Source organism: Streptomyces exfoliatus, assembly GCF_000725545.1.
Lineage (GTDB): Bacteria > Actinomycetota > Actinomycetes > Streptomycetales > Streptomycetaceae > Streptomyces > Streptomyces exfoliatus.
In genome coordinates, this window is the sequence record NZ_JNZP01000012.1 from 1 (window position 1) to 23,853 (window position 23,853).

Annotated in this window: 22 protein-coding genes and 1 pseudogene; 12 read left to right on the plus strand and 11 right to left on the minus strand. The window is 72.6% G+C overall.

The genetic code is table 11. The features are described 5' to 3' along the window. The first annotated feature begins 148 nt into the window (after positions 1 to 148). Entirely contained in the window at positions 149 to 661 is a 513-nt protein-coding gene (locus IO20_RS0114310) for an SUKH-3 domain-containing protein (protein WP_157850773.1), read from the plus strand. Between the two features lie 183 nt (positions 662 to 844). Here the strand turns inward: IO20_RS0114310 and IO20_RS39695 are convergent. From IO20_RS39695 to IO20_RS37610, 4 genes and pseudogenes are all read right to left on the minus strand, one after another. Continuing rightward, positions 845 to 934: pseudogene (locus IO20_RS39695) on the minus strand (IS5/IS1182 family transposase); the annotation flags it as partial. A gap of 222 nt (positions 935 to 1,156) precedes the next feature. Next, positions 1,157 to 1,342 (minus strand): hypothetical protein, encoded by a 186-nt coding sequence (locus tag IO20_RS0114315; protein ID WP_030545177.1) that lies wholly within the window; start codon positions 1,340 to 1,342, stop codon positions 1,157 to 1,159. Between the two features lie 885 nt (positions 1,343 to 2,227). Beyond that, entirely contained in the window at positions 2,228 to 2,752 is a 525-nt protein-coding gene (locus IO20_RS0114320; RefSeq protein ID WP_157850774.1) for a hypothetical protein, read from the minus strand. Positions 2,753 to 2,912: 160 nt separating this feature from the next. Then, the gene (locus IO20_RS37610) at positions 2,913 to 4,358 is read right to left on the minus strand and encodes a hypothetical protein (RefSeq protein WP_051874191.1); all 1,446 of its coding nucleotides are present in this window, start codon (positions 4,356 to 4,358) and stop codon (positions 2,913 to 2,915) included. A 238-nt stretch (positions 4,359 to 4,596) separates the two neighbouring features. On the opposite strand from IO20_RS37610, the gene IO20_RS0114330 reads away from it, so the two are divergent. Then, positions 4,597 to 5,508, plus strand: coding sequence for a potassium channel family protein (locus IO20_RS0114330; RefSeq protein WP_051874192.1), 912 nt, complete (start codon positions 4,597 to 4,599; stop codon positions 5,506 to 5,508). A 90-nt stretch (positions 5,509 to 5,598) separates the two neighbouring features. Here IO20_RS0114330 and IO20_RS0114335 read toward each other — a convergent pair whose 3' ends face one another. The 3 genes from IO20_RS0114335 to IO20_RS0114345 all read right to left on the minus strand — a co-directional run bounded on the left by IO20_RS0114335 (position 5,599) and on the right by IO20_RS0114345 (position 7,647). Then, positions 5,599 to 5,841, minus strand: a complete 243-nt coding sequence (locus IO20_RS0114335) for a hypothetical protein (protein ID WP_157850775.1) — start codon at positions 5,839 to 5,841, stop codon at positions 5,599 to 5,601. A gap of 92 nt (positions 5,842 to 5,933) precedes the next feature. Continuing rightward, positions 5,934 to 6,845, minus strand: a complete 912-nt coding sequence (locus tag IO20_RS0114340) for an SDR family oxidoreductase (protein ID WP_030545187.1) — start codon at positions 6,843 to 6,845, stop codon at positions 5,934 to 5,936. 25 nt (positions 6,846 to 6,870) lie between these two features. Continuing rightward, complete coding sequence (locus tag IO20_RS0114345; protein ID WP_030545189.1) at positions 6,871 to 7,647, minus strand: SDR family oxidoreductase; 777 nt, start codon at positions 7,645 to 7,647, stop codon at positions 6,871 to 6,873. A 78-nt stretch (positions 7,648 to 7,725) separates the two neighbouring features. Between IO20_RS0114345 and IO20_RS0114350 the strand changes: the two genes are divergently transcribed. From IO20_RS0114350 to IO20_RS0114365, 4 genes are read left to right on the plus strand one after another with little or no spacing between them, the layout of a single operon-like run. Next, entirely contained in the window at positions 7,726 to 8,496 is a 771-nt protein-coding gene (locus IO20_RS0114350; RefSeq protein WP_037635481.1) for an enoyl-CoA hydratase family protein, read from the plus strand. A gap of 14 nt (positions 8,497 to 8,510) precedes the next feature. Next, entirely contained in the window at positions 8,511 to 9,359 is an 849-nt protein-coding gene (locus tag IO20_RS0114355) for a CoA transferase subunit A (protein WP_030545193.1), read from the plus strand. Next, positions 9,356 to 10,138 (plus strand): CoA-transferase subunit beta, encoded by a 783-nt coding sequence (locus IO20_RS0114360; protein ID WP_030545194.1) that lies wholly within the window; start codon positions 9,356 to 9,358, stop codon positions 10,136 to 10,138. The genes IO20_RS0114355 and IO20_RS0114360 overlap by 4 nt, the downstream gene beginning before the upstream one ends. After that, a complete protein-coding gene (locus tag IO20_RS0114365; RefSeq protein WP_037635484.1) occupies positions 10,135 to 11,199 on the plus strand; it encodes an NAD(P)H-dependent flavin oxidoreductase in 1,065 nt (354 codons plus the stop codon). Before IO20_RS0114360 ends, IO20_RS0114365 begins: the two co-directional genes overlap by 4 nt. Positions 11,200 to 11,325: 126 nt before the next feature. On the opposite strand, the gene IO20_RS0114370 is transcribed toward IO20_RS0114365, so the two are convergent. The 4 genes from IO20_RS0114370 to IO20_RS0114385 are packed head-to-tail and all read right to left on the minus strand — an operon-like array spanning position 11,326 to position 15,058. Next, positions 11,326 to 12,483 carry an acetyl-CoA C-acetyltransferase gene (locus tag IO20_RS0114370; RefSeq protein WP_030545197.1) on the minus strand — a complete coding sequence of 386 codons (1,158 nt, stop codon included), beginning with the start codon at positions 12,481 to 12,483 and terminating at the stop codon, positions 11,326 to 11,328. A 33-nt stretch (positions 12,484 to 12,516) separates the two neighbouring features. Beyond that, positions 12,517 to 13,110, minus strand: coding sequence for a TetR/AcrR family transcriptional regulator (locus tag IO20_RS0114375; RefSeq protein WP_030545199.1), 594 nt, complete (start codon positions 13,108 to 13,110; stop codon positions 12,517 to 12,519). Then, on the minus strand, positions 13,107 to 13,895 hold the full coding sequence (locus IO20_RS0114380) for an SDR family oxidoreductase (protein WP_030545201.1): 789 nt from the start codon (positions 13,893 to 13,895) through the stop codon (positions 13,107 to 13,109). Before IO20_RS0114380 ends, IO20_RS0114375 begins: the two co-directional genes overlap by 4 nt. Further along, positions 13,892 to 15,058, minus strand: coding sequence for an acyl-CoA dehydrogenase family protein (locus IO20_RS0114385; protein WP_030545203.1), 1,167 nt, complete (start codon positions 15,056 to 15,058; stop codon positions 13,892 to 13,894). Before IO20_RS0114385 ends, IO20_RS0114380 begins: the two co-directional genes overlap by 4 nt. A 172-nt stretch (positions 15,059 to 15,230) precedes the next feature. Between IO20_RS0114385 and IO20_RS0114395 the strand changes: the two genes are divergently transcribed. The 6 genes from IO20_RS0114395 (at position 15,231) to xdhC (ending at position 23,629) form a co-directional block, all read left to right on the plus strand. Beyond that, a complete protein-coding gene (locus IO20_RS0114395; protein ID WP_030545205.1) occupies positions 15,231 to 16,400 on the plus strand; it encodes an acyl-CoA dehydrogenase family protein in 1,170 nt (389 codons plus the stop codon). Beyond that, entirely contained in the window at positions 16,400 to 17,452 is a 1,053-nt protein-coding gene (locus IO20_RS0114400; RefSeq protein WP_030545207.1) for an acyl-CoA dehydrogenase family protein, read from the plus strand. The genes IO20_RS0114395 and IO20_RS0114400 overlap by 1 nt, the downstream gene beginning before the upstream one ends. Positions 17,453 to 17,517: 65 nt before the next feature. Next, positions 17,518 to 18,606 (plus strand): acyl-CoA dehydrogenase family protein, encoded by a 1,089-nt coding sequence (locus IO20_RS0114405; RefSeq protein WP_030545210.1) that lies wholly within the window; start codon positions 17,518 to 17,520, stop codon positions 18,604 to 18,606. A gap of 331 nt (positions 18,607 to 18,937) precedes the next feature. After that, complete coding sequence (locus IO20_RS0114410; protein ID WP_030545212.1) at positions 18,938 to 20,401, plus strand: xanthine dehydrogenase small subunit; 1,464 nt, start codon at positions 18,938 to 18,940, stop codon at positions 20,399 to 20,401. Further along, entirely contained in the window at positions 20,398 to 22,818 is a 2,421-nt protein-coding gene (xdhB, locus tag IO20_RS0114415; protein ID WP_245684951.1) for a xanthine dehydrogenase molybdopterin binding subunit, read from the plus strand. The genes IO20_RS0114410 and xdhB overlap by 4 nt, the downstream gene beginning before the upstream one ends. Position 22,819: 1 nt before the next feature. After that, complete coding sequence (gene xdhC, locus IO20_RS0114420) at positions 22,820 to 23,629, plus strand: xanthine dehydrogenase accessory protein XdhC (RefSeq protein WP_030545216.1); 810 nt, start codon at positions 22,820 to 22,822, stop codon at positions 23,627 to 23,629. Positions 23,630 to 23,853: the final 224 nt, after the last annotated feature.

The window sequence follows — 23,853 nt, forward strand, 5'->3', positions numbered from 1 at the left end:
GCCGCACTCCCGCGGCCCGGCACTCCTTCAAGCTACGAGCGGCCCCACCGGCCGTGTTGACCTCCGGCGCCCAGGGGTTGGCACCACAGCGCACAACCGACTGGGAACCCCGCCCGGACGGGCCGCCGCACTGCGATGTCAGACTTACGTGACAGCAGACTCGCTGAGGAGACGGGGTGGGCGCATAGAGCGCATCGGTGGACTGTTGACGGGCTGCGGGCCCTCGGTGGTGGAAGCGCTCACGACCGCCGGCTGGAGAGCGGGGCGACGGATCGACACTGACACCTGGACACGGCGACTTGCGGCGGCTGGGTTCGAGTTCAACGACGTGGCGACAGCGATCTGGGCAGAGTTCGGCGCACTGACGATCTCGAGTTCGCCGACTCGAGTCCCTTCCTCTTCGCTGCACGTGGATCCCGTCGACGCCTGTATCGACGCGTCCGAGGAGGCTCGGAGACTGAGGCGCCGATACGGGGAGAACTACAGCCCTCTGGGGATGTGGTCCATCCAGTACAGGTCATACGTGGCGGCGAGCGGGCGTGTCCTCGCCATGGGACCGGGCGTCCAGTGGCACCTGGGCGCCAGCTTCGCAGAGGCACTGACCTACGTGGTGGACGGCGACGGCGGCGCCGATCGCACCGAGCGGTCAGCCTGGCCGTGACGAGGTAGCGAGGCAAGCGCGCATGGCCACGGAGGAAGAAGGACCTTCGGCCTTGACGGGACCAGCCTGACTCCTCCCACGACTGTCGTTCCGATTGCCGGGCAGAATCGGCCGACCACAGCTACCAGTTCGGTGATCGGATCGGGAAGAGCTCGCTTCAGATGCGGGGAGCCTCTTCCATCCTCAGCTTGAGCCGGCCAGATGGAGGGTGAGGACGGCTCGGACGAGGCTGGTGATTCGGGTCGTCGAGCAGCGGAGCCTGCGGAGGATCCGCTCATCCCGTTCGTCGTCCGGCACACCTCGCGCATGCCTCTCCCTCCCATGAAATGCCGTCCGACATGGGCGGGGGCGGTCAGCCATGGCCGCGATCAGTTGAGCAGGAAGGTTGCAGACCGGCTCACGACGGCACCCGGATGAGCCGGGCGGACGGACCTCGTTGCCCCGCGAGAAGGGCTCTGCAGAAGAAGCTGTGGGCCCTGCGAGGCGCCAGGCCAGTCACCTGCCCTTTTTGTTGAACCATCCGAGCGACTGGGCGACGGACGCGCCCATAACGAGGATGCCGAGAGGAACGACCGTGAACCAGGTGGCATCGGCTTTCATGGCCGCGAGCAGGGCGATGGCGCCGAGGGCCAGCGCGAGGAGCACGAGCATGCCCAGAAGGACTCGAATCTTGGAAACCAACGGAGGACTCTCCAATGTTCAGGCGCGGCTCTATGGACCAGACAGCGTTCGCTACCTGTTGAACAGCTGGCGACGGTTGCGCAGTTGGGGAGTCAGCAAGCTCCCCGGCGTGACACCACGGCTCCGTCATGAAGCTCATGGAGTGAGTCTGCCAACGCCGCGTTCCCGAGGCGTCAGTAGAAATACGTAATCGAAGACGTTGGTCACCGGTCGGCCCGGGGCGGGGCAGCGGCCAGCCGTACAGTGAGCCATTACCAATCTCGCCTGTTGGATGGCCAGTTGGCCCCGACGGACGGATGAAGCCCCTGGTGGATGGGTTTTCGTATGCCCGGCAACGACCCCCGTCTGACGCTACGTCACCGAGGCCGTCGGGCTCCGGCGATGTTCAGCAGGGCACGCCCAATGATCACGCACTGCACGAGGACAACGCCCCCGAGAGGAACCCGCTTGATCCATCGGGGAACCCGGTTGAACTTCCCGGCTGTCGCGAGCAACCGAGCGCCGGCCAACAACGTCCCGGTCAAGGCCACTTCGACGAGCAGATGGAGCGCCCCTCCGGCTGCGGGCGGGTCCGCGTGGTCGATTTCCTCGGTCGGCGGTGCAGGTCACGGGGTGAGCAGTCTCGCCTCGTGGTTGATCACGGTGTTGCCTTGCCTTACTACCGCCTCCATGTCGTGCAGGCGGTGGTGGCGCTGGCGAGCCCTGTGCGGCAGCGGGACGTCTGGCTCGACCTCGATGGGTTCGAGGGGCTTCGCTCTTCGGCAGGGAGAGGAGCACTCGTCGGGCCGGCAGGCCGATGTCCTCCACGGCCCCGGACCGTTCGATCGCCGCGACGGTGCCGGACAGGATGTCGTCGCGTGCAGGGGATCTCGCAGGGCCGGTCCGTCACAGGTCCCGGAGCACGGGTGTCCTGAGCAGGTCCTCCAACCCGGCCCACTCGAAGAGACAGACGGCCAGTACGGCGTGGTCCGTGGGGTTCGGCAGCCTCCAATGATTGCTGAAGGAACGGGATCCGACCTCCTCACCCTGCTCGACAAGACGGAGGCCGAACGCGCGCGGCGCGATCCGGACGTCGATCGTGGGTCCTTCGTACGTGACCGATCGGCGAGAGCGCCGTAGCCCGGACGTGCCGGTGAAACGGAACGGTTCCCCGTTCGCCTCTCCCTCGTACCCCTTCCCGAGCCTCCACCGCAGCCGCAGCCGCAGCGGCTCTGGCACGAGCCGGTGCACCTTCAGCGTGACCTCTCCGTCCCGCAGGGACACCGTCCAGCTCTCCACCGCATCGGCGTGGTCCTCCGGACGGGTCCGTGGTCCTCGTTCCCGGACCAGGGTCACCTCGCCGCGAGGAGTAGTACACCTCGCATAGACCTCGGCGGCGACCGCCGGGTTCCTCCACTCCACGAACGTCATCTCTCGACTCACGCGAAAGTCGGCCATCCACGCCCCCCAGCGGTTCACTTCTCGATTCCGGCCACGCCAGTATCACTGCATCACCACAGAGCGCGCCGTACGCGTGTACGGGTACGTGAAGGACTCCCGACGGCCGCGGCGCGGGGCTGACGGAGGCCCGTCAGTCGTCGGCCGGGCGGAGGAAGGCGGCGCCGATGGAGCGGGCCGTCTCCTCGATCTCGTCCTGGTTCTCGTCCTCCGCCGTGAACAGGACCATGCCGATGCTGCCCTTGTCTCCCCAGATGCACATCGCCCGGGGCGTTCCGGTGGTCGCCTCGGTGTAGCGGAGGCACCGCATCCAGCCTCCGTACGGGCCCGCGCCGGCCCGCCAGGTGTCGTGGACGACTCCGACACCTGCCGTGATCGAGGGGACGATCCCACCGTCCTCGAACAGGTACGACTCCCGCATCTCGTGGAAGTCTCCGGTCGCCACACCGACCAGGTACTCGGCGGCGGCGTCGCGTGCGGCGTCCTCGGCGACGTACACCCGGGCCATGGTCTCCGCCGCCCTGCGGTCGGGCAGGGCGGCGAACGGGTCGTACTGCTCGCGGAGCTCGAATCCCTCCAGGCCCCGGAAGGTGTCGTGGGCGACGATGTCGTAGCGGGGGTACGCGAGGGAAGAGGCGTACACCGCTGTGCCGACGCCCAGGACGAGGACGACTCCGACCGCGCCGAGGACGTATTCGCGCAGGGTCATGCGCGGCACCGGCGGCAGCGCGGGCGGCCCGAACCCGTCGCCCCCGGCATCCGCTTCGCTGTCCCGTGCGGGTTCGTTCACCGCCGCGACCATCCGCTCGGCAGCCCGCTCGCGGGCGGCGAGGAGCTGCTTGCGGAGGACGAGGAAAGGCAGCCCCGTCAGCAGCCACACACCCGCCACCACGCCGTACGGCACCGCCGACGGGACGGTGAGACGCAGGACGGCGAGCAGCGCGACGACCGTACCGACCGCGCAGCGGTATTCGGGGCTCCGGAGAAGGAGCAGACGCAACCACGTCCGGCCGGGGGCGGCGAGGGCTGCCGTGGTCTCGGCGAGGACGGCGAGCCGCAGGTCGCGCGGGGCGGCGGCGGCCCAGTGGGCGGCCTGGGCGGCGGCGGCCCCGGGCGTGGGCGCGCCGGCGAAGACCCGGCCCGCGTCGAACGACTGCATCCGGCGCACCGAAGCGGTGTTCTTGGCGTCGGCGGACACGGAGCTTCCCGCGGCCTCGGCGCGCGACAACTCCACGGAGTACGGCGCGATCTCGCGCAGGCGGGCGAGGAGCGTGACGCTCCGGGCGTTCCGCGCCGGGCGGTCCACCGCGTCGGTTCCGGCGCAGAGCTCCGCGTACCCGGCCAGCAGACCTATGTCGTCAGGGAAGGCGTCGAGTCCCTCGCGGAAGACCCGCTCGGCGGCGTCATCGTGGTCGTCGTCGTCCTCGGCCATGTGGGCGCGGGCGAGCGCGAGGAGGAGCCCGGCATCGGGTCCTTCCGTGTCGAGCGCGCTCCGCGCGACGGTCCGCGCCTCGGCCGCCCGGCCGGCCGCGACCAGCGCGTCGACCCGCTCGCTTACATCGTCACTGGTGTCGTTCAAGAGTCCCCACCCCTGGTACAGCGGGCCGGACTGACGCGGCCGCGACCGTCACTATCACCCGGACCGGAATTCTGGTCAACCAGTGATCTGCGCCTCTGACCTCACCTCTTGTCGTGCTGCAGGGTGTAAACGGATTCGTCCGCGTGCACGGCGTCCGTCCGAGCGGGCAGGCTGCGCCACCGGGATGAAATCACCGGCCGGGAGGGGGCTTCACGGACCGGGCGGGAAAGGTGACCCAATGGCCTGGATCGCGACGCCGTTGGGCGCCCTCATGGTGCTGCTCATCCTCCGGGACGTCTTCCACACGCTCTGGCACCCCACCCGTCACGGCGGTCTGAGCCGGCTCGTGATGCGGGGCATGTGGCGCCTTTCGGCCCACCGCGGCGCACGGTGGCGCCCTGCCGGGCTCGCGGGCCCGCTCGGCATGGTCATGGTGGTCGCCGTCTGGGCGCTGACGGTGGCCGTGGGGTGGGGGCTCGTGTACTGGCCCCACATGCCGGAGGACTTCTCGTACGCGGCGGGGCTCGACCCGACCGAGCACGCGAGTCCGGGGGACGCCCTGTACGTCTCCCTGGTCACCCTCGCCACGCTCGGCCTCGGCGACATCGCGCCGGCCACGGGCTGGCTGCGCGTCCTCGCTCCTCTGGAGGCCCTCGTGGGCTTCGCGCTGCTGTCGGCGACCGTGGCCTGGAACCTCGGGATCTACCCCGCCCTCGCCCGTCGCAGGGCGTTGGCGCTGCGGCTGTCCCACGTACGCCGCAGCCGGGCCGACGCGCGGGCGCTCGACTCCGACGGCGGCGCGGCGATCCTCGACGGGCTCGCCTCCGCCCTGGCCACCGCCACCGTCGACTTCCTGCAGTACGCCGAGTCGTACTACTTCCATGACGCGGACGAGGACACGGCGCTCCCGCGACAGCTCGGCCACGCCCTCGGCCTCGCGGATCAGGCCGAGGAAGCGCGGCACCCCGACGTCAGGCTCTCCGCGTCGGTCCTGCGCCGGGCGCTGGAAGACCTCGCGACCGTGCTCGACGCACGCTTCCTGCGTGCGGGAGGGGGCCCGGAGGAGGTCTTCGCCGCCTACGCCGAGGACCATGGGCAGCTCTGGGAGCCGGACGGCCCTCCCCCGGCCGGTGGAGGCCGGCGGTCCTGAGCGGGGGCGGAGCAGACGGTCCTGGGCGCGAGCAGGCGGTCCTGGGCCGGAGCGGGGGTTCCGAGCCGGAGCGCGGTTTCCGTCCGGCCGTCAGGTTCCCTTGCGGAGGACTCGGGTGATCTCCATGCTCTCGGCGGCCGTGAGCCGTCCCTCGCAGGGGACGCCCGGGGCGTTCGCCAGATCCAGGCCGTACGGGTCGACCGCCGCTTCGACGAGTTCGGCGAACTCGTCGAACTCGTCGACGGCCAGGCGGCCCTGCCGCCACGCGCTGACCCAGGTGACGGCGACGATCAGCAGGGCCGGGGCGGCTCCCACAGCCTGAGCCCGGAACAAGTCGCGTCACCTTCCCGGTGAGCGGGAGAGCCGCCCGGAGGAGGGTCCCTCGGGTCGGGTCCGTCGGGTCGGGACGCCGCGTGGGGCCGCCGTCAGCGTGTCCCGTACACGGGCTGCGGCGGCTCCGCGTCCGCGAGCAGCTTCAGCGCAGCCTCGCCCGCCTCCGCCGGTGTCCAGCGCGCGCCCTTGTCGGCCGTCGGGCCCGGGCGCCAGCCCTCCATGACGGTGATCCGGCCGCCCTCGGTCTCGAAGACCCGGCCCGTCACTCCGGCCGAGGCGGCGGAGCCCAGCCAGACGACGAGCGGGGAGACGTTCTCCGGGGCCATCGCGTCGAAGGCGCCCTTCTCGGGGGCGGCCATCGCCTCGGCGAAGGTCCGCTCGGTCATCCGGGTGCGGGCGGCGGGGGCGATCGCGTTGACCTGGACCCCGTAGCGGGCGGTCTCGGCGGCGGCGACGAGGGTCAGGCCGACGATGCCGGCCTTGGCGGCGGCGTAGTTGCCCTGGCCGACGCTGCCGAGGAGGCCCGCGCCGGAGCTGGTGTGGATCACCCGCGCCTCGGGCCTCCGGCCGGCCTTGGCCTCGGCGCGCCAGTGCGCGGTGGCGTACTTGAGCGGCAGGAAGTGCCCTTTGAGGTGGACGCGCATGACGGCGTCCCATGCGTCCTCGTCGAGGTTGACGAGCATGCGGTCGCGCAGGAACCCGGCGTTGTTGACGAGGGTGTCGACGCGGCCGAAGGTCTCCAGGGCGATGGTGATCAGCGAGGCCGCGCCGTCGGGGGTGGCGATGTCGCCTCCGTGGGCGACGGCCTCTCCGCCGGCCGCCCTGATCTCGTCGACGACCCGCTGGGCGGGTCCGCTCTCCCCTCCGCTGCCGTCCGGGGCGACTCCGAGGTCGTTGACGACGACCTCGGCGCCCTCGGCGGCGAAGGCGAGCGCGTGCGCGCGGCCGAGCCCGCGCCCGGCTCCGGTGACGATCACGACGCGTCCGTTGCACAGTCCTGGCATGGCTGGGTCCTTTCGATGGGTGGGGTCAGTGGTGGGCGGTGGACGCGTCCAGGAACGCCGGACGTTCCCCGCCACCGTGTACGGACAGGCTGGCGCCGCTGATGTAGGCGGCGCGGTCGGAGGCGAGGAAGACGCAGGCGGCGCCGATGTCGGCGGGCTCGGCGAGCCGGCCGAGCGGCACGGTGCGGCCGACGGCGGCGAGGCCGTCCTCGTCCCCGTAGTGCAGGTGGGACAGCTCGGTGCGCACCATGCCGAGGACGAGCGTGTTCACCCGGATCCGCGGCGCCCACTCCACCGCCATGGACCGGGCGAGGCTGTCCAGGCCCGCCTTGGCGGCTCCGTAGGCCGCGGTGCCCGGTGACGGGCGGGTGCCGCTGACGCTGCCGATCATGACGATGGCCCCTCCCCCGCTCTGATGGCGCATCACCTCGTACGCGGCGAGGGAGGCGGTCAGGGGGGCGAGGAGGTTCAGCTCGACGACCCGGGCCTGCCGCTCGGCTCCCCCGTCGCCGAGCATCCGGTACGGGGTTCCCCCGGCGTTGTTGACGAGGAGGTCCAGCCGTCCGTGGTCGTCGCGCACCCGGGCGAAGAAGTCTCCGACGGCCGCCGGGTCGCGCAGGTCGACGGGGAGGAAGCGGGCCGTGCGCCCGTCCGCCTCGACGGGCGTGTCGGGGGGCCGCCGGGCGCAGGTCACGACCTCCGCGCCGGCTTCGAGCAGAGCCCTGGTGATTCCGGCTCCGACGCCGCGTGTGCCGCCGGTGACGACGGCGACGGATCCCGACAGATCGGTGATGACTGCCAAGGGACACCTCCCGCAGCGGGCGAACCGCTGCTATCTTCCGCCTAACAAACGTTTGGTGGAAAGGTAGCTGATCCGCTCATGGGTGTCTCCACCTCAGTCCCCGACGAAGGCGTCGCCGTCGTCACCGTCGACTTCCCGCCGGTCAACGCCCTCCCCGTACAAGGCTGGTACGACCTGGCCGCCGCGGTGCGCGCCACGGGCGCCGATCCCCGCGTGCGCTGCGTCGTGCTCGCCTCCGAGGGCCGGGGCTTCAACGCAGGCGTCGACATCAAGGAGATCCAGCGCACCGCCGGGCACGACGCCCTCCTGGGCGCCAACCGCGGTTGCTACGAGGCGTTCGCCGCGGTCTACGACTGCGAGGTGCCGGTGGTCGCCGCCGTGCACGGCTTCTGCCTCGGCGGCGGCATCGGCCTGGCCGGCAACGCCGACGCGATCGTCGCCTCCGAGGACGCCACCTTCGGCCTGCCCGAGCTGGACCGGGGCGCGCTCGGCGCGGCCACCCACCTGGCCCGGCTCGTCCCCCAGCAGCTGATGCGGGCCCTGTACTACACCTCGCGCACGGTCACCGCGGAGGAGCTGCACCGGCACGGCTCGGTGTGGCGGGTCGTCCCGCGCGAGCGCCTGCGCGAAGCCGCGCTCGACCTCGCGCGGGAGATCGCCGCCAAGGACGGACAGCTGATCCGGCTCGCGAAGGCCGCGATCAACGGCATCGATCCGGTGGACGTCCGCCGCAGCTACCGCTTCGAACAGGGCTTCACCTTCGAGGCCAACCTCAGCGGCGTCGCCGACCGGGTCCGCGACACGTTCGCCAAGGACGGCGCCGTCGACAAGAGCGAGGAGGAGTCGTGACCAAGGACAAGACGATGACCGCCGAGGAGGTCGTGGGGCGGCTCAGGAGCGGGATGACGATCGGCATCGGCGGCTGGGGCTCCCGGCGCAAGCCGATGGCCCTGGTACGGGCGCTGCTGCGGTCGGACCTCACGGACCTGACCGTCGTCTCGTACGGCGGCCCGGACGTGGGGCTGCTCGCCGCCGCCGGCAAGATCCGCAAGCTGGTCGCGGCCTTCGCCACGCTCGACTCCATCCCCCTGGAACCGCACTTCGGCGCGGCCCGGCAGCGCGGCGCCTTCGAGCTCGTGGAGCTGGACGAGGCCATGGTCATGTGGGGTCTGACCGCCGCCGTGCACCGGCTGCCCTTCATGCCCATCAGGGCCGGGCTCGCCTCGGACGTGATGCGCGTCAACCCGTCGCTGCGGACGGTGAGGTCGCCGTACGACGACCGCGAGGAGCTGGTCGCCGTCCCCGCCCTCCGCCTCGACGCCGCGCTCGTCCACCTCAACCGCTCCGACGCGCACGGCAACGGCCAGTACCTGGGCCCCGACCCGTACTTCGACGACCTGTTCTGCGAGGCCGCCGACAGCGCGTACGTCTCCTGCGAGCGGATCGTGGAGACCTCGGAGCTGCTCAAGGACGCGGGGCCGCAGTCGCTGCTGCTCAAGCGGGCGTTCGTCGACGGCGTCGTCGAGACGCCGAACGGCGCGCACTTCACCTCCTGCGCCCCCGACCACGACCGGGACGAGGCGTTCCAGCGCGCGTACGTCCGGGCCGCGCGCGACCCGGAGGAGTGGCGGGCCTTCACCGCCCGCTTCCTGTCCGGCGACGAGGACGCCTACCAGGCCGCGGTCGCGGCGTTCCACGAGGAGGAAGCATGAGCGGCACCGGTACGACGACGGCGGCCGCGCCGGCGACGCGGGCCGAGTACTGCGTCGTCGCCTGCGCCGAGGCGTGGCGGGGCGCGGGCGAGGTCCTGGCCAGTCCGATGGGCACCGTCCCGACGATCGGTGCCCGCCTGGCCCGACTCACCTTCTCCCCCGACCTGCTGCTCACCGACGGCGAGGCGCTGCTCGTCGGCGACGTGCCGGCGGTCGGCGCCGCGCCGGGGGTGGTGGAGGGCTGGCTGCCGTACCGGCAGCATCTGGCCCTCGTCGCCACCGGGCGGCGGCACGTGATGATGGGCGCGAGCCAGCTCGACCGGTACGGCAACCAGAACATCAGCTGCGTCGGCGACTGGGAGCGGCCCCGGCGACAGCTCCTCGGCGTGCGCGGCGCGCCGGTCAACACCCTCAACAACCCGACCAGTTATTGGGTCCCGAAGCACTCGACGCGGGTGTTCGTCGAGCGGGTCGACATGGTCTGCGGGGTCGGCTACGACCGGGCCGCCGCGGCCGGCCCCTCCGCGACCCGCTACCACCGCCTCCCCGACGTCATCAGCGACCTGGGCGTCTTCGACTTCGAGACCCCCGACCGCACCATGCGGCTGCGCTCCCTGCACCCCGGCGTCACGGTCGCGCAGGTGGTGGAGTCCACCGGCTTCGCCCTGGCCGTGCCCGACGAGGTGCCGTACACCCGCGAGCCCACGGCCGAGGAACTGCGCCTGATCCGTGAGGAGATCGACCCGAAGGGGCTGCGCGACCGCGAGGTACGGGCATGAGCGACGTCACGCTCGCGACTCCGCTCACCGAGCTCGTCGGGGTGCGGCATCCCGTCGTGCAGACCGGCATGGGCTGGGTGGCCGGTCCCCGGCTCGTCTCGGCCACCGCGAACGCGGGCGCGCTCGGGATCCTCGCCTCGGCGACGATGACCGTCGACCAGCTCCGCTCCGCGGTACGCGAGGTCAAGTCCCGTACCGACGCGCCCTTCGGGGTGAACCTGCGGGCCGACGCCGGGGACGCGGCCGAGCGCGCGCGGATCATCGTCGACGAGGGCGTGCGGGTCGCGTCGTTCGCGCTCGCCCCGTCCCGCGAGCTGATCGCGCGGCTCAAGGACGCCGGCGTCGTCGTCATCCCCTCCGTCGGGGCCAGGCGGCACGCCGAGAAGGTCGCGGCGTGGGGCGCCGACGCGGTGATCGTGCAGGGCGGGGAGGGCGGCGGCCACACCGGCAGTGTCGCCACGACCGTCCTGCTCCCGCAGGTCGTGGACGCCGTGGACATCCCGGTCGTCGCCGCCGGCGGCTTCCACGACGGACGCGGCCTGGTCGCGGCGCTGGCCTACGGCGCGGCCGGGGTCGCGATGGGCACCCGATTCCTGCTCACCTCCGACAGCACGGTCCCCGACACGGTGAAGGCCCGCTACCTCGCCGCGGCGGTCGGCGACGTCACCGTCACCACGAAGGTGGACGGACTGCCGCACCGGATGCTGCGCACGGAGCTCGTCGACGCCCTCGAGCGCTCGGGCAGGACCGTATCGCTGCTGCGGGCGGTGCGGCACGCCCGTGCCTTCCGCCGTGAGTCCGGCATGGGGTGGTCCCGGATGGTCCGTGACGGCCTGGCGATGAGGCACGGCAAGGACCTGACCTGGAGCCAGGTCCTGCTGGCCGCGAACACCCCGATGCTGCTCAAGGCCTCCATGGTGGACGGTCGTACCGATCTCGGAGTGATGGCCTCCGGGCAGGTCGCGGGCCTGATCGACGACCTGCCGTCCTGCGCCGAACTCGTCGACCGGGTCATGACCGAGGCGCTGGCGACGCTCCGCGCCCTGCCCGCCACCGGCTGAACCACCGCACCGCTCACGGCACCTCCGCCCCGACTGCCGCGGTGGGGAGTCGGACGGCGGGAGGCCGCCGGGGTGATGTCACCCCGGCGGCCTCCCGCTGGTGCGGCCTCCGACACGCCGGGTCCGTCACAGCCGTTCGATGATCGTCACGTTCGCCTGGCCGCCGCCCTCGCACATCGTCTGGAGGCCGTAGCGGCCGCCGGTGCGCTCCAGTTCGTGCAGCAGGGTCGTCGTCAGCTTGGTGCCGGTCGCGCCGAGCGGGTGGCCGAGGGCGATGGCGCCGCCGTTGACGTTGACCTTGTCCGGGTCGGCGCCGGTCTCCTTGAGCCAGGCCAGGACGACCGGGGCGAACGCCTCGTTGATCTCCACGAGGTCGATGTCGTCGAGCGTCATCCCGGCCTTCTTCAGGGCGTACGCCGTCGCCGGGATCGGGGCCGACAGCATGCGGATCGGGTCCTCGCCCCGTACGGACAGGTGGTGGACGCGGGCGCGCGGCGTCAGGCCGTGCTCCCGTACCGCGCGTTCCGAGGCGAGCAGGATCGCCGAGGCCCCGTCGGAGACCTGCGAGGAGACGGCGGCGGTCAGCCGGCCGCCCTCGACCAGCGGCCGCAGGCCCGCCATCTTCTCCAGGGTGGTGTCGCGGCGCGGGCCCTCGTCGGTGGTCACGTCCCCGTACGGGACGAGCTCGCGGTCGAAGCGGCCCTCGTCGATGGCCCGGAGCGCCCGCCGGTGCGAGCGGAGGGCGAACTCCTCCATGTCCCGGCGCGAGACGTCCCACTTGGTCGCGATGAGTTCGGCGCCGTGGAACTGGTTGACCGGCTGGTCGCCGTAGCGGGCGCGCCAGCCCTCGGAGCCCGCGTACGGGCCGTCGGTCAGTCCGAGCGGCACGGCGGCCTGGCGGCTCGCGAAGGCGATGGGGATCTGCGACATGTTCTGCGTGCCGCCCGCGACCACCAGGTCCTGGGTGCCGGACAGGACGCCCTGCGCGGCGAAGTGCAGGGCCTGCTGGGAGGAGCCGCACTGCCGGTCCACGGTCACGCCCGGCACCTCCTCGGGCAGTCCCGCGGCCAGCCAGCAGGTGCGGGCTATGTCGCCGGCCTGGGGGCCGACGGTGTCCAGGCAGCCGAGGACGACGTCCTCGACGGCGGCCGGGTCGACTCCCGAGCGCTCCATCAGCGCCTTCAGGACGTGCGCCCCGAGGTCGGCCGGGTGGACGGCGGAAAGACCGCCGTCGCGCCTGCCGACCGGGGTGCGGACGGCGTCCACGATGTATGCCTCGGCCATGGCCACTCCTTCTTCGATGTCCACGATGTCAGGTCATGTACGGGTACGGGAAGCGATGCCTTCGAGGACCATGGAGAGGTACTGGCGGGCGATCTCCTCCGGGCTGTGCCGGCCGCCGGGCCGGTACCAGGACGCGGCCACCCACACGGTGTCGCGCACGAAGCGGTAGGTGAGGCGGACGTCGAGGTCGGCGCGGAAGTCCCCGGCCGCGACCCCGCGCTCCAGGGTTCCGAGCCAGGCCGTCTCGAACCTGTGGCGCGCGTCGGCGAGGTACTCGAAGCGCGGCTGGTCCTGGAGGTGCCGGGACTCCTTCTGGAAGATGGCGACGGCGGCGCGGTGCCGGTCGATCTCGCGGAAGGACTCGGTGACCAGGGCCTCGATCGTCTCCCGGGGGCCGAGCCCGGCGGCGAGCACGGTGTCGTACCCGGCAAGGAGCTCGTCCAGGAAGGCGGAGAGGATCTCGTCGAGCATCGACTCCTTGGAGTCGAAGTGGTAGTAGAGGCTGCCCGCGAGCAGGCCGGCGGCGTCCGCGATCCGGCGGACGGTGGTGGCGTCGTACCCCTGGGCGGCGAACACCTCGGCCGCCGTGTCCAGGAGTTGCCGACGCCGATCGGGCGCGGGTCTCACGGATGCCGGCTGCTGACGGAGAGGACCTCCCCCGTCATGTACGAGGAGTAGCCGCTGGCGAGGAAGACGATCACGTTGGCCACCTCCCACGGCTCGGCGTGGCGCCCGAACGCCTCGCGGGAGGTCAGCTCCGCCAGGAGTTCGGGGGTGGTGACCTTCACCAGGTGCGGGTGCATGGCCAGGCTCGGGGAGACGGCGTTGACCCGTACCCCGTACGCGGCTGCCTCAAGGGAGGCGCAGCGGGTGAGCGCCATCACGCCGGCCTTGGCGGCGGCGTAGTGGGCCTGGCCCCGCTGGGCCCGCCAGCCGATCACGGAGGCGTTGTTGACGACGACGCCACCGGCGCCCGCGGCCTTCATCCGGCGCAGTGCGGCGCGGGTGCAACGGAAGGTGCCGTTGAGGGTGACGTCGAGGACCTTGTCCCACTGCTCGTCGGTCATGTCGACCAGGTCGGCGGTGCCGCCGAGGCCCGCGTTGTTGACGACGATGTCGAGGCGCCCGTGGCGTTCCGCGGCGAGGTCGAAGAGCGCGGCGACCTGGGTCTCGTCGGTGACGTCACAGGGCAGCGCGATGACGCGGTCCGCACCGAACTCCGCGGCCAGTTCGGCCTCGGACTCCTTCAGTCTGCGGGCGTGGGCGTCGCTGATGAGGACGCGGGCGCCCTCCTCCAGGAGCCGCCGGGCGGTCGCGCCGCCGATTCCGGCGCCCGCGGCGGCGGTGACGACGGCACCGCGCCCGGCGAGCAGACCGTGCCCGGGGACGTAGTCCGGTGGGGTGCGGGTCACGGGCGGACCTCCTTGGGCAGGCCGAGGACGCGCTCGGCGATGATGTTCCGCTGGATCTCGTTGGAGCCGGCGTAGAGGGTGTCGGAGCGGGAGAACAGGTACAGCCGCTGCCAGTCGGTGAGGTCGTACGGTTCACCGTCGGCCAGCATGCCGCCGGCGCCGCAGACGTCCATGGCGAGTTCGCCGAGGTCCCGGTGCCAGGTGGCCCAGAAGATCTTCCCGATGGAGGCCTCGGGGCCCGGGGCTCCGGCCGCCACCGCGCCGAGCATGCGCAGGGCGTTGAACCGGATGGTCTCCAGGCCGGTCCATGCGCGGGCGATGCGGTCGCGGATCAGCGGGTCGGCGGCGGCGCCGTTGCGCTTGGCCAGTGCGATGACGGCCTCCAGTTCGCGGCGGAAGCCGACCTGCTGGCCGAGGGTGGACACGCCCCGCTCGAATCCGAGGGTGGCCATGGCCACCCGCCAGCCGTCGCCGGGGGCGCCGACGACGTTCGCCGCGCCCGTCCTGGCCCCGTCGAAGAACACCTCGTTGAACTCCGACGTCCCGGTGAGCTGGACGATCGGCCTGATCTCCACACCGGGCTGGTCCAGGGGGACGAGCAGGTAGGACAGGCCGCGGTGGCGGGTCGATCCCGGCTCGGTGCGGGCCACGACGAAGCACCAGTCGGCCTCGTGGGCCAGAGAGGTCCAGATCTTCTGCCCGGTGACCGTCCAGTCGTCCCCGTCACGCTCGGCGCGCGTCCGTACGTTCGCGAGGTCCGAGCCGGCGTCCGGCTCCGAGTAGCCCTGGCACCACAGCTCCTGGGCGGCGGCGATCGGCGGCAGGAATCGCTCGCGCTGTTCCGGTGTGCCGAAGGCGATGAGGGTGGGGCCGAGGAGCTGCTCGCCGATGTGGCCGACGCGGGCGGGAGCGTCGGCGAGGGCGTACTCCTCGTGGAAGGCGACCTGCTCTTCGAGGGTCGCGCCCCGTCCGCCGTACTCCTCGGGCCAGCCGACGCAGGTCCATCCCGAGGCGGCCATGTGCCGCTCCCAGGCGAGCCGTTCGGCATGGGCCTCGTGTTCGCGTCCCGGTCCGCCGCGCCCGCGCAGGGCGGCGAACTCGCCGGTGAGGTGGGTGCGCAGCCAGCCGCGGACCTCTCTGCGGAACTCCTCGACGTTGGTCATGGGAACTCCTCGACGTCGCTCGTGGCCGTACGTTAACCTACCAAACACTTGTTAGGGAAGGAGGGTGGATGTCCGCTCACTCGAACCACCTCGCGCACGCGCACACCGCCGCGACCGGCCCCGACGCCCTCGGCTGCACGGACGTACACGCCATGAGGGCGGGGGGTGCCTGATGGATCTCGACTTCTCCGCGGCGGAGGACGCCTTCCGGGCCGAGGCCCGCGCCTGGCTCACCGCCCACGTACCCGAGAGCCCCCTGCCCTCCCTGGAGACGGAGGACGGCTTCGCCGCCCACCGGGAATGGGAGCGGACCCTGTTCGCGGACCGCTGGTCGGTCGTCTCCTGGCCCGAGGAGTACGGCGGCCGAGGCGCCTCGATCCTCCGGTGGCTGATCTTCGAGGAGGAGTACTACGCGGCCGGGGCGCCCGGCAGGGTCAGCCAGAACGGCATCAACCTGCTCGCCCCCACCCTCTTCGAGCACGGCACCGACGAGCAGCGCGCCCGCGTCCTGCCCTCCATGGCCCGCGGCGACGTCGTCTGGGCCCAGGCCTGGTCGGAGCCGGAGTCCGGCTCCGATCTGGCCTCGCTCCGCTCCACGGCCGAACGGACCGAAGGAGGCTGGCTCCTGCGCGGTCAGAAGACCTGGTCGTCACGGGCGGCCTTCGCCGACCGCGCCTTCGGCCTGTTCCGCAGCGACCCCGCCGCCGGACGACCGCACCAGGGCCTGACGTACCTGATGTTCCCGCTGGACGCCGACGGCGTGACCGTACGGCCCATCGGGCGGCTCGACGGCAAGCCCGCCTTCGCCGAACTCTTCCTCGACGACGTGTTCGTGCCCGACGAGGACGTGATCGGCGCACCCGGACAGGGCTGGCGGGTCGCCATGAGCACCGCGGGCAACGAGCGGGGGCTCACCCTGCGCAGTCCCGGCCGGTTCACGGCCGCGGCCGAGCGGCTCACCGCGCTGTGGCGGGAGAACGCCGACCCCTCCGACACCGCCCTGCGCGACCGGGTCGCCGACGCCGTCATCGGCGCCCGCGCCTACCGCCTGTTCGCCTACGCCGGCGCCTCGCGCATCGCCGCCGGAGGCTCGATCGGCGCCGAGTCCAGCCTCAACAAGGTCTTCTGGTCCGAGCTCGACATCGCCCTGCACGAGACCGCGCTCGATCTGCTCGGCCCGTACGGCGAGCTGTCGGACGAGGCCACGGAGGCGCCCGCACACGGCAGCTGGGCCGAAGGACACACCTTCTCGCTCGCCGGACCCATCTACGCCGGCACCAACGAGATCCAGCGCGACATCATCGCCGAGCGGCTGCTCGGCCTCCCGAAGGGACGCCGGTGATGCGGTTCCTCCTCGACGACGAGCAGCGGGAGTTCGCCCGCTCGCTCGACGGCATGCTCACAGCGGCCGACACCCCCGGGGCCGCGCGGGCCTGGGCGGCCGGGGACACCGCGCCCGGCCGCGCGCTCTGGGCGCGGCTCGCGGAGGCCGGTGTCTTCGCGCTCGCCGTACCGGAGCGGCACGAGGGGCTGGGCCCGATGCCGCTCGAACTCGCCGTCGCGTGCGCGGAGTTGGGCCGTCACGCCGTGCCCGGTCCGCTGGTGGAGACGGTGGCGGCGGCCGCGTTCCTCGATCGGCTCGATGAGGTCGATCGCCTCGATGGGCTCGATGAGGTCGATCGCCTCGACGGGCTCGACGGGTTCGGTCACGCGGGGGCCGCGGCGGAGTGGCTGCCACGGATCGCCGGCGGGAAGGCGCTCCTCTCCCTCTGCGTGCCGGCCGCGAGCGGCCCGTACGCCCTGGATCCGGACGCCGCCGACGCCGTACTCGTCGTCGACGGCGACACCGTACGCCTGGCGGAGACCACCGGCCCCCTCCAGCCCTCCGCCGACCCGGTGCGGCGACTGGCGCGCCCGCTCGGCGGAACCGTCCTGGCCCGGGGACCCGCCGTGGCAGCCGCTGCCTCGCACGCCGCCGAGGTCGCGGCCCTCGCCACCGCCGCCCAGTCCCTCGGCCTCGGCCGCGCCCTCCTCGACCGGACCGTCGCATACGTCGGGCAGCGCACCCAGTTCGGGGCCGCCGTCGGCTCGTTCCAGGCGGTGAAGCACCGCCTGGCCGACACGCTCATCGCCCTGGAGTTCGCGCAGCCCCTGCTTTACTCGGCCGCCCTGGCCCTGGCGGAGGGGGCGGACCACGCCTCCGCCGAGATCGCGGCGGCCAAGGTCACGGCCGGGGAGGCCGCGTACGCCGCCGCCCGCACCGCCCTCCAGCTCCACGGCGCCGTCGGCTACACCGATGAGCTGGACCTCGCCCTGTGGATCCGCAAGGCCCGCCCCCTGCGCGACGCCTGGGGCACCCCGGCCGCCTGCCGCGCCCGCGTCCTCGCGCGCTGAAGGCCGCACGCTCCCCTGGCGGGCGAGCAGACCCGTACCCGTACCGCATCGAAGGGAGCAGAGGCGTGAGGCTGACGGAGGAACAGGAGGAGCTGCGGTCCGCCGTGCGGGCCGTACTCGGCCGCCGTCCGGGGCAGGCGGCCTGGCGGCCGCTGACCGAGCGGGTCGGCGTCGCGGGGCTCGCCGTTCCCGAGGAGTACGGCGGCGCCGGATGCGGGGCCATGGAGGTCCATGTGGTGATGGAGGAGCTGGGCCGGGAGCTGAGCCCCGTGCCCTACCTCGGGTCCGCGGTGCTCGTGACGCAGGCGCTGCTCGCCTCGGACGACAAGACCGCGTGCGCGCGGCTGCTGCCGGGACTGGCCTCGGGTGCCGGGGTGGGCGCCCTGGCGTGGGCGGAGGACGGCTCCTGGGATCCTTCGGCCGTACGGGCCGAGGCTGCCCCTGGGGACGGGGACGGGTGGCGGATCACCGGGACCAAGGAGCACGTGCTCGACGGCGCCGGAGCGGACGTGCTGCTCGTGGCGGCCCGTACGGGAGCCGGGGTCTCGCTCTTCGAGGTGTCGGGGGACGGTCCGGGCGTGGACCGCGGGGCGGCGGTGACGATGGACTCCACCCGGACGCAGTCGCGCGTGGTGCTGGCCGGGGCCGTGGGCCGGCTCGTCGGAGCGGAGGGCGCGGGCGAGCGGATCCTGCCGCACGTCCTCGACCTGGCCTGCGTGGCACTCGCCGCCGAACAGGTCGGCGCCGCCTCGCGCTGCCTCGAACTCACGCTCGCCTACGCCCGGGAGCGGGTCCAGTTCGGTCGGCCCATCGGCTCCTTCCAGGCCGTCAAGCACCGTCTCGCGGACGCGTACGTCCTGGTGGAGTCGGCCCGCTCGGCCGCACTCGGCGCCGCCTCCGCGGCGGCGGAGGCCGCCGCGGGCTCACCGGAGCTGACCCGCTGCGCGGCCGCCGCCAAGTCCGCCTGCTCGGAGGCGTTCTCCGTGGTCGCGGGCGAGATGATCCAGCTGCACGGCGGCATCGGGATCACCTGGGAGCACGACGCCCACCGCTACTTCAAGCGCGCCCACGGCTCGTCCCAGCTCTTCGGCCCGCCGTCCTGGCACCGGGCCCGCCTGGCGGCCGCCCTGGGCCTCGGCCCGGGCACCCCTTGACCTCGGTGGAGTCAGCCACTAGCTTTCGCTCGACGTAGACCTGAACGACCGAGGGGGGCGACCGGCGGATGTACACCAGCTCCGACCTGAGTCGCCTCGCCCGCACCACGGCCTGGGTTCCGGGTCGTATCGCGCACGGCTGCTGACACGCCGTTCCGCCGCGCCCTTCCATGGCGCGATCCCGCTCTCCCCCTCACCTTCTCCCGGCACGCCGCTGTCGCGTGCCGTCTCGCGCCCGTCTCCGTCACGTGGCGCCTCCGAGCACAGAAAGCTGCCTGACCTTGGCGAACATGAAGAATCGACCCATCTCGCGCCGAAGCGGAGGCCCGTCGTGGTAGCGGCCCGGATCATCGTCAACGGGCGAGAGACACCCCTTGCTCCCGCCGCGCCCCACACCACCGTGCTCGATTTCCTGCGCGAGCGTGGCCTGACCGGCACCAAGGAGGGCTGCGCCGAGGGCGAGTGCGGCGCCTGTTCGGTCCTGGTGGCCCGGCCGGGCGTGAAGAAGCCCACCGACTGGGTGGCGGTCAACGCCTGCCTGATCCCGGCCGCGGCGCTCGACGGTCAGGAGATCGTCACCTCCGAGGGCCTCGCCACCGCCGGAGAACCCGGCAGCCGGCCCGTCCTGCACCCGGTGCAGGAGGAGATGGCGGTCCGCGGCGGCTCCCAATGCGGCTACTGCACGCCGGGGTTCGTCTGCAGCATGGCCGCCGAGTACTACCGGCCCGACCGCTGCGCGCACCAGGATCCGGCGGACGGCGCCGACGCCGAGCACGGTCCGAACGGCTTCGACCTGCACGCCCTGAGCGGCAACCTGTGCCGCTGCACCGGCTACCGCCCGATCCGCGACGCCGCGTTCGCCGTCGGCGCGCCCGCCGACGGCGACCCGCTGGCGCAGCGCCGTGAGCAGGCCCCGCCCGCGCCGGTCGCCACCGCGTACACCCGGGGCGACAGCGCGTTCCTCCGGAGGAGCACCCTCGCCGACACCCTGAGGCTGCTGGAGGAGCGGCCCGGGGCGGTGGTGGTCGCCGGTTCCACCGACTGGGGTGTGGAGGTCAACATCCGCTCCAGGAGAGCGGATTGTGTCGTCGCCGTCGACAGGCTGCCCGAACTGCGGGAACTGCGTGTCGCGTCCGACCACATCGAGATCGGGGCGGCGCTGACGCTCACCGAGATCGAGCGGCGCCTCGACGGCGCCGTCCCGCTGCTCGCTGAGCTCTTCCCGCAGTTCGCCTCCCGGCTCATCCGCAACAGCGCGACCCTCGGCGGCAACCTGGGAACCGGCTCCCCCATCGGTGACAGCCCGCCGGTGCTGCTCGCGCTGGACGCGTCGGTGGTGCTCGCAGGCCCCGACGGAGAGCGTGAGGTACCCCTCTCCGGGTACTTCACCGGATACCGGCAGAGCGTGCGCCGACCCGGCGAGCTGATCCGCGCGGTGCGGGTCCCGCTGCCGCTGTCGCCGGTCACGGCCTTCCACAAGATCGCCAAGCGGCGTTTCGACGACATCTCCAGCGTGGCGGTCGCCTTCGCGCTCGACATCGAGGACGGGATCGTCCGCACCGCACGCATCGGCCTGGGCGGCGTGGCCGCCACCCCGGTCCGCGCCCGTGCCACCGAGGCCGCCCTGGAGGGCGAGCCCTGGGCGGCGCAGACCGTCGAGGCCGCGGCCGTGGTGCTGCGGGGCGAGGGCACGCCGATGGACGACCACCGGGCCAGCTCCCTCTACCGCTCCGCCATGCTCGGCCAGAGCCTGCTGAAGCTGTACGCGCGAACCACCGAGGCGGTGTCGTCATGAGTCATCTGTCCGAGCGCCCCGAGAAGCCCGTCGTCGGCCTCTCGATGCCGCACGAGAGTGCCGCGCTTCACGTCACCGGCGCCGCTCTCTACACCGACGATCTGGTGCACCGCACCAAGGACGTGCTGCACGCCCACCCGGTCCAGGTCATGAGCGCCCACGGCAGGATCACCGCGCTGCGCACGGCACCGGCGCTCGCCGTGCCCGGTGTGGTCCGCGTGCTGACCGGCGCCGACGTGCCCGGTGTCAACGACGCCGGGATGAAGCACGACGAACCGCTGTTCCCGGACGAGGTCATGTTCCACGGCCACGCGGTCGCCTGGGTGCTCGGCGAGACCCTGGAGGCGGCCCGGCTCGGAGCGGCGGCGGTCGAGGTGGATCTCGACGAACTGCCCTCCCTGGTCACGCTTCCGGAGGCGATCGCGGCCGGCAGCTTCCACGGCGCCCGGCCCGTGATGACGACCGGTGACGTCGACGCCGGCTTCGCCGACTCCGCGCACGTGTTCACCGGCGAGCTCCGGTTCTCCGACCAGGAGCACTTCTACCTGGAGACGCACGCGGCGCTCGCGTCCATCGACGAGGCCGGGCAGGTGTTCGTCCAGAGCAGCACCCAGCATCCCTCGGAGACCCAGGAGATCGTGGCGCACGTCCTCGGTCTGCACAGCCACGAGGTGACCGTGCAGTGCCTGCGGATGGGCGGCGGCTTCGGCGGCAAGGAGATGCAGCCGCACGGGTTCGCGGCGGTCGCCGCGCTCGGCGCCTGGCTGACCGGCCGGCCGGTCCGGGTGCGGCTCACCAGGACCCAGGACCTGACGATGTCCGGCAAGCGGCACGGGTTCCACGCCGAGTGGCGGATCGGCTTCGACGCCGACGGCCGCATCCAGGCCCTGGAGGCCACCCTCACCGCGGACGGCGGCTGGAGCCTGGACCTGTCGGAGCCGGTGGTGGCGCGGGCGCTGTGCCACATCGACAACACGTACTGGATCCCCCACGCGCGCGTCACCGGCCGCGTCGCCAGGACCAACAAGGTCTCCAACACCGCCTTCCGCGGCTTCGGCGGGCCCCAGGGCATGCTGGTGATCGAGGACATCATGGGCCGGTGCGCACCGCTGCTCGGCCTGGACCCGAGGGAGCTGCGGGAGCGGAACTTCTACCGCCCCGGTCAGTCCACGCCGTACGGGCAGCCGGTCGTCAGGCCCGAGCGGATCAGGGCCGTCTGGGAGCAGGTCAAGGCCGACGCCGGCCTCGCCGAGCGCGAGCGCGAGATCGCCGCCTTCAACGCCGCGCATCGGCACACCAAGCGGGCCCTCGCGCTCACCGGCGTCAAGTTCGGGATCTCGTTCAACCTCACCGCCTTCAACCAGGGCGGCGCGCTGGTGCTGATCTACAAGGACGGCTCGGTCCTGATCAACCACGGCGGCACCGAGATGGGCCAGGGCCTGCACACCAAGATGCTGCAGGTGGCCGCGACCGCCCTCGGCATCCCCCCGCACAAGGTGCGCCTCGCCCCGACGCGTACCGACAAGGTGCCCAACACCTCCGCCACCGCCGCCAGCGCGGGGACGGACCTCAACGGCGCGGCGGTGAAGAACGCCTGCGAGCAGTTGCGCGAGCGACTGCTCCAGGTCGCCGCCACGCGGCTCGGTGCGAACGCCTCGGACGTACGCATCGTCGACGGCGTCGCACGTACTCCGGGCAGCGACCGGGAGCTGGCCTGGGACGCCCTCGTGCGCACCGCGTACCTCCAGCGGGTCCAGCTGTCGGCGGCCGGCTTCTACCGTACGGAGGGCCTGCACTGGGACGCCAAAGGGTTCCAGGGCTCCCCGTTCAAGTACTTCTCCCACGGCGCCGCCGCGGCCGAGGTGGAGGTGGACGGCTTCACCGGCGCGTACCGCGTCCGGCGGGTGGACATCGTGCACGACGTCGGCGACAGCCTGTCCCCGATGATCGACATCGGTCAGGTCGAGGGCGGTTTCGTGCAGGGCGCGGGCTGGCTGACGCTGGAGGACCTGCGGTGGGACGCCGGTGAGGGGCCGGGCCGCGGCCGGCTGCTCACCCAGGCGGCGAGCACGTACAAGCTGCCGAGCTTCTCGGAGATGCCCGAGGAGTTCAACGTCAGGCTGCTCGCGAACGCCACCGAAGAGGGCGCGGTCTACGGGTCGAAGGCGGTGGGTGAACCTCCGGTGATGCTCGCGTTCTCGGTGCGGGAGGCGTTGCGGCAGGCCGCCGCCGCGTTCGGACCTGCCGGGGTCACCGTCGAGCTGGCGTCGCCCGCGACGCCGGAGGCCGTGTACTGGGCGGTCCAGGCCGCTCGCAGGGCCGCCGGGGCGGCAGACGCGGTCGCCGGGGCGGAAGAAACGGTCGTCGGGGCTGCGGAAGCGGCCGTCGTGGCTGCGGAAGCGGTCGGCAGTGCCTGACATGACGTGGGTCGCCGCGGTCGCGGGGCTGCGGGCACGCCGGGAGTTCGGCGTGCTCGTGACGGTCGCGACCGTGCGCGGCCACGCCCCGCGCAACGCCGGCGCGAAACTCGTCGTGGGCCGGAGCGAGACGTGGGGCTCGATCGGTGGCGGCAACGTCGAGGCCGTCGCGATCGACCGGGCCCGGGAGATGTTCCTCGCCGCCCGGCCCGAGCCGGAGCTGATCGACTTCGCCCTGAACGACAAGGTGACCAACCGGCACGGCGTCCAGTGCTGCGGCGGCACGGTCTCGGTGCTGCTCGAACCGCTGCCGGTGGTACGGGCGGTGGCGATCTTCGGCGTCGGGCACGTGGGGATGGAACTGGCGCGCGTCCTGGCGCGCCAGGACCTCGACCTCCATCTGGTCGACAGCCGCTCCGACCTCCTCGCCGAGGAGCGGCTCGCCGTCCTCGGCGACGCGGTGGCGCGGGTACGGGTGCACCACACGCCGCTGCTGCCGGAGGAGGTCCTCGACGAGCTGCCGCCCGGCACCCACGTCCTGATCATGACCCACGATCACGCCGAGGACGCCGCCCTGTGCGACGCCGCCCTGCGGACCGACCATCTCGGCTCCATCGGGCTCATCGGCTCGGCGGCCAAGTGGGGACGGTTCCGCGGACGCCTCCTCACGGAGGGCGGTCACGACGAGGCCGCCGTCGACCGGATCAAGACCCCGATCGGGATCGCCGACATCACCGGCAAGGAGCCCGCCACCATCGCCGTCAGTGTCGCCGCCGACCTGCTGCGCACGTTCGAGACCGAGGGGGGCTGATACGGCCAAGAGGAGGGGCGGGCTCCGACCGCGAGGGCGCCGGCCCTCGAAAGCCGCTCGGGGCCCGGCCCCGACCGTGTTCCGGAGGGTCCGTGGCGGGCCGGTGTCGCGCAACGATCGCTCCGGCGTCACACGTTCGTCACACCCCCATCGCCGTCCCATCGCACCGCGTCGCCGCAAGGTGGCCGGAAAGCATGCGCTTCGACGCCGCGCTCCCGCAGCGC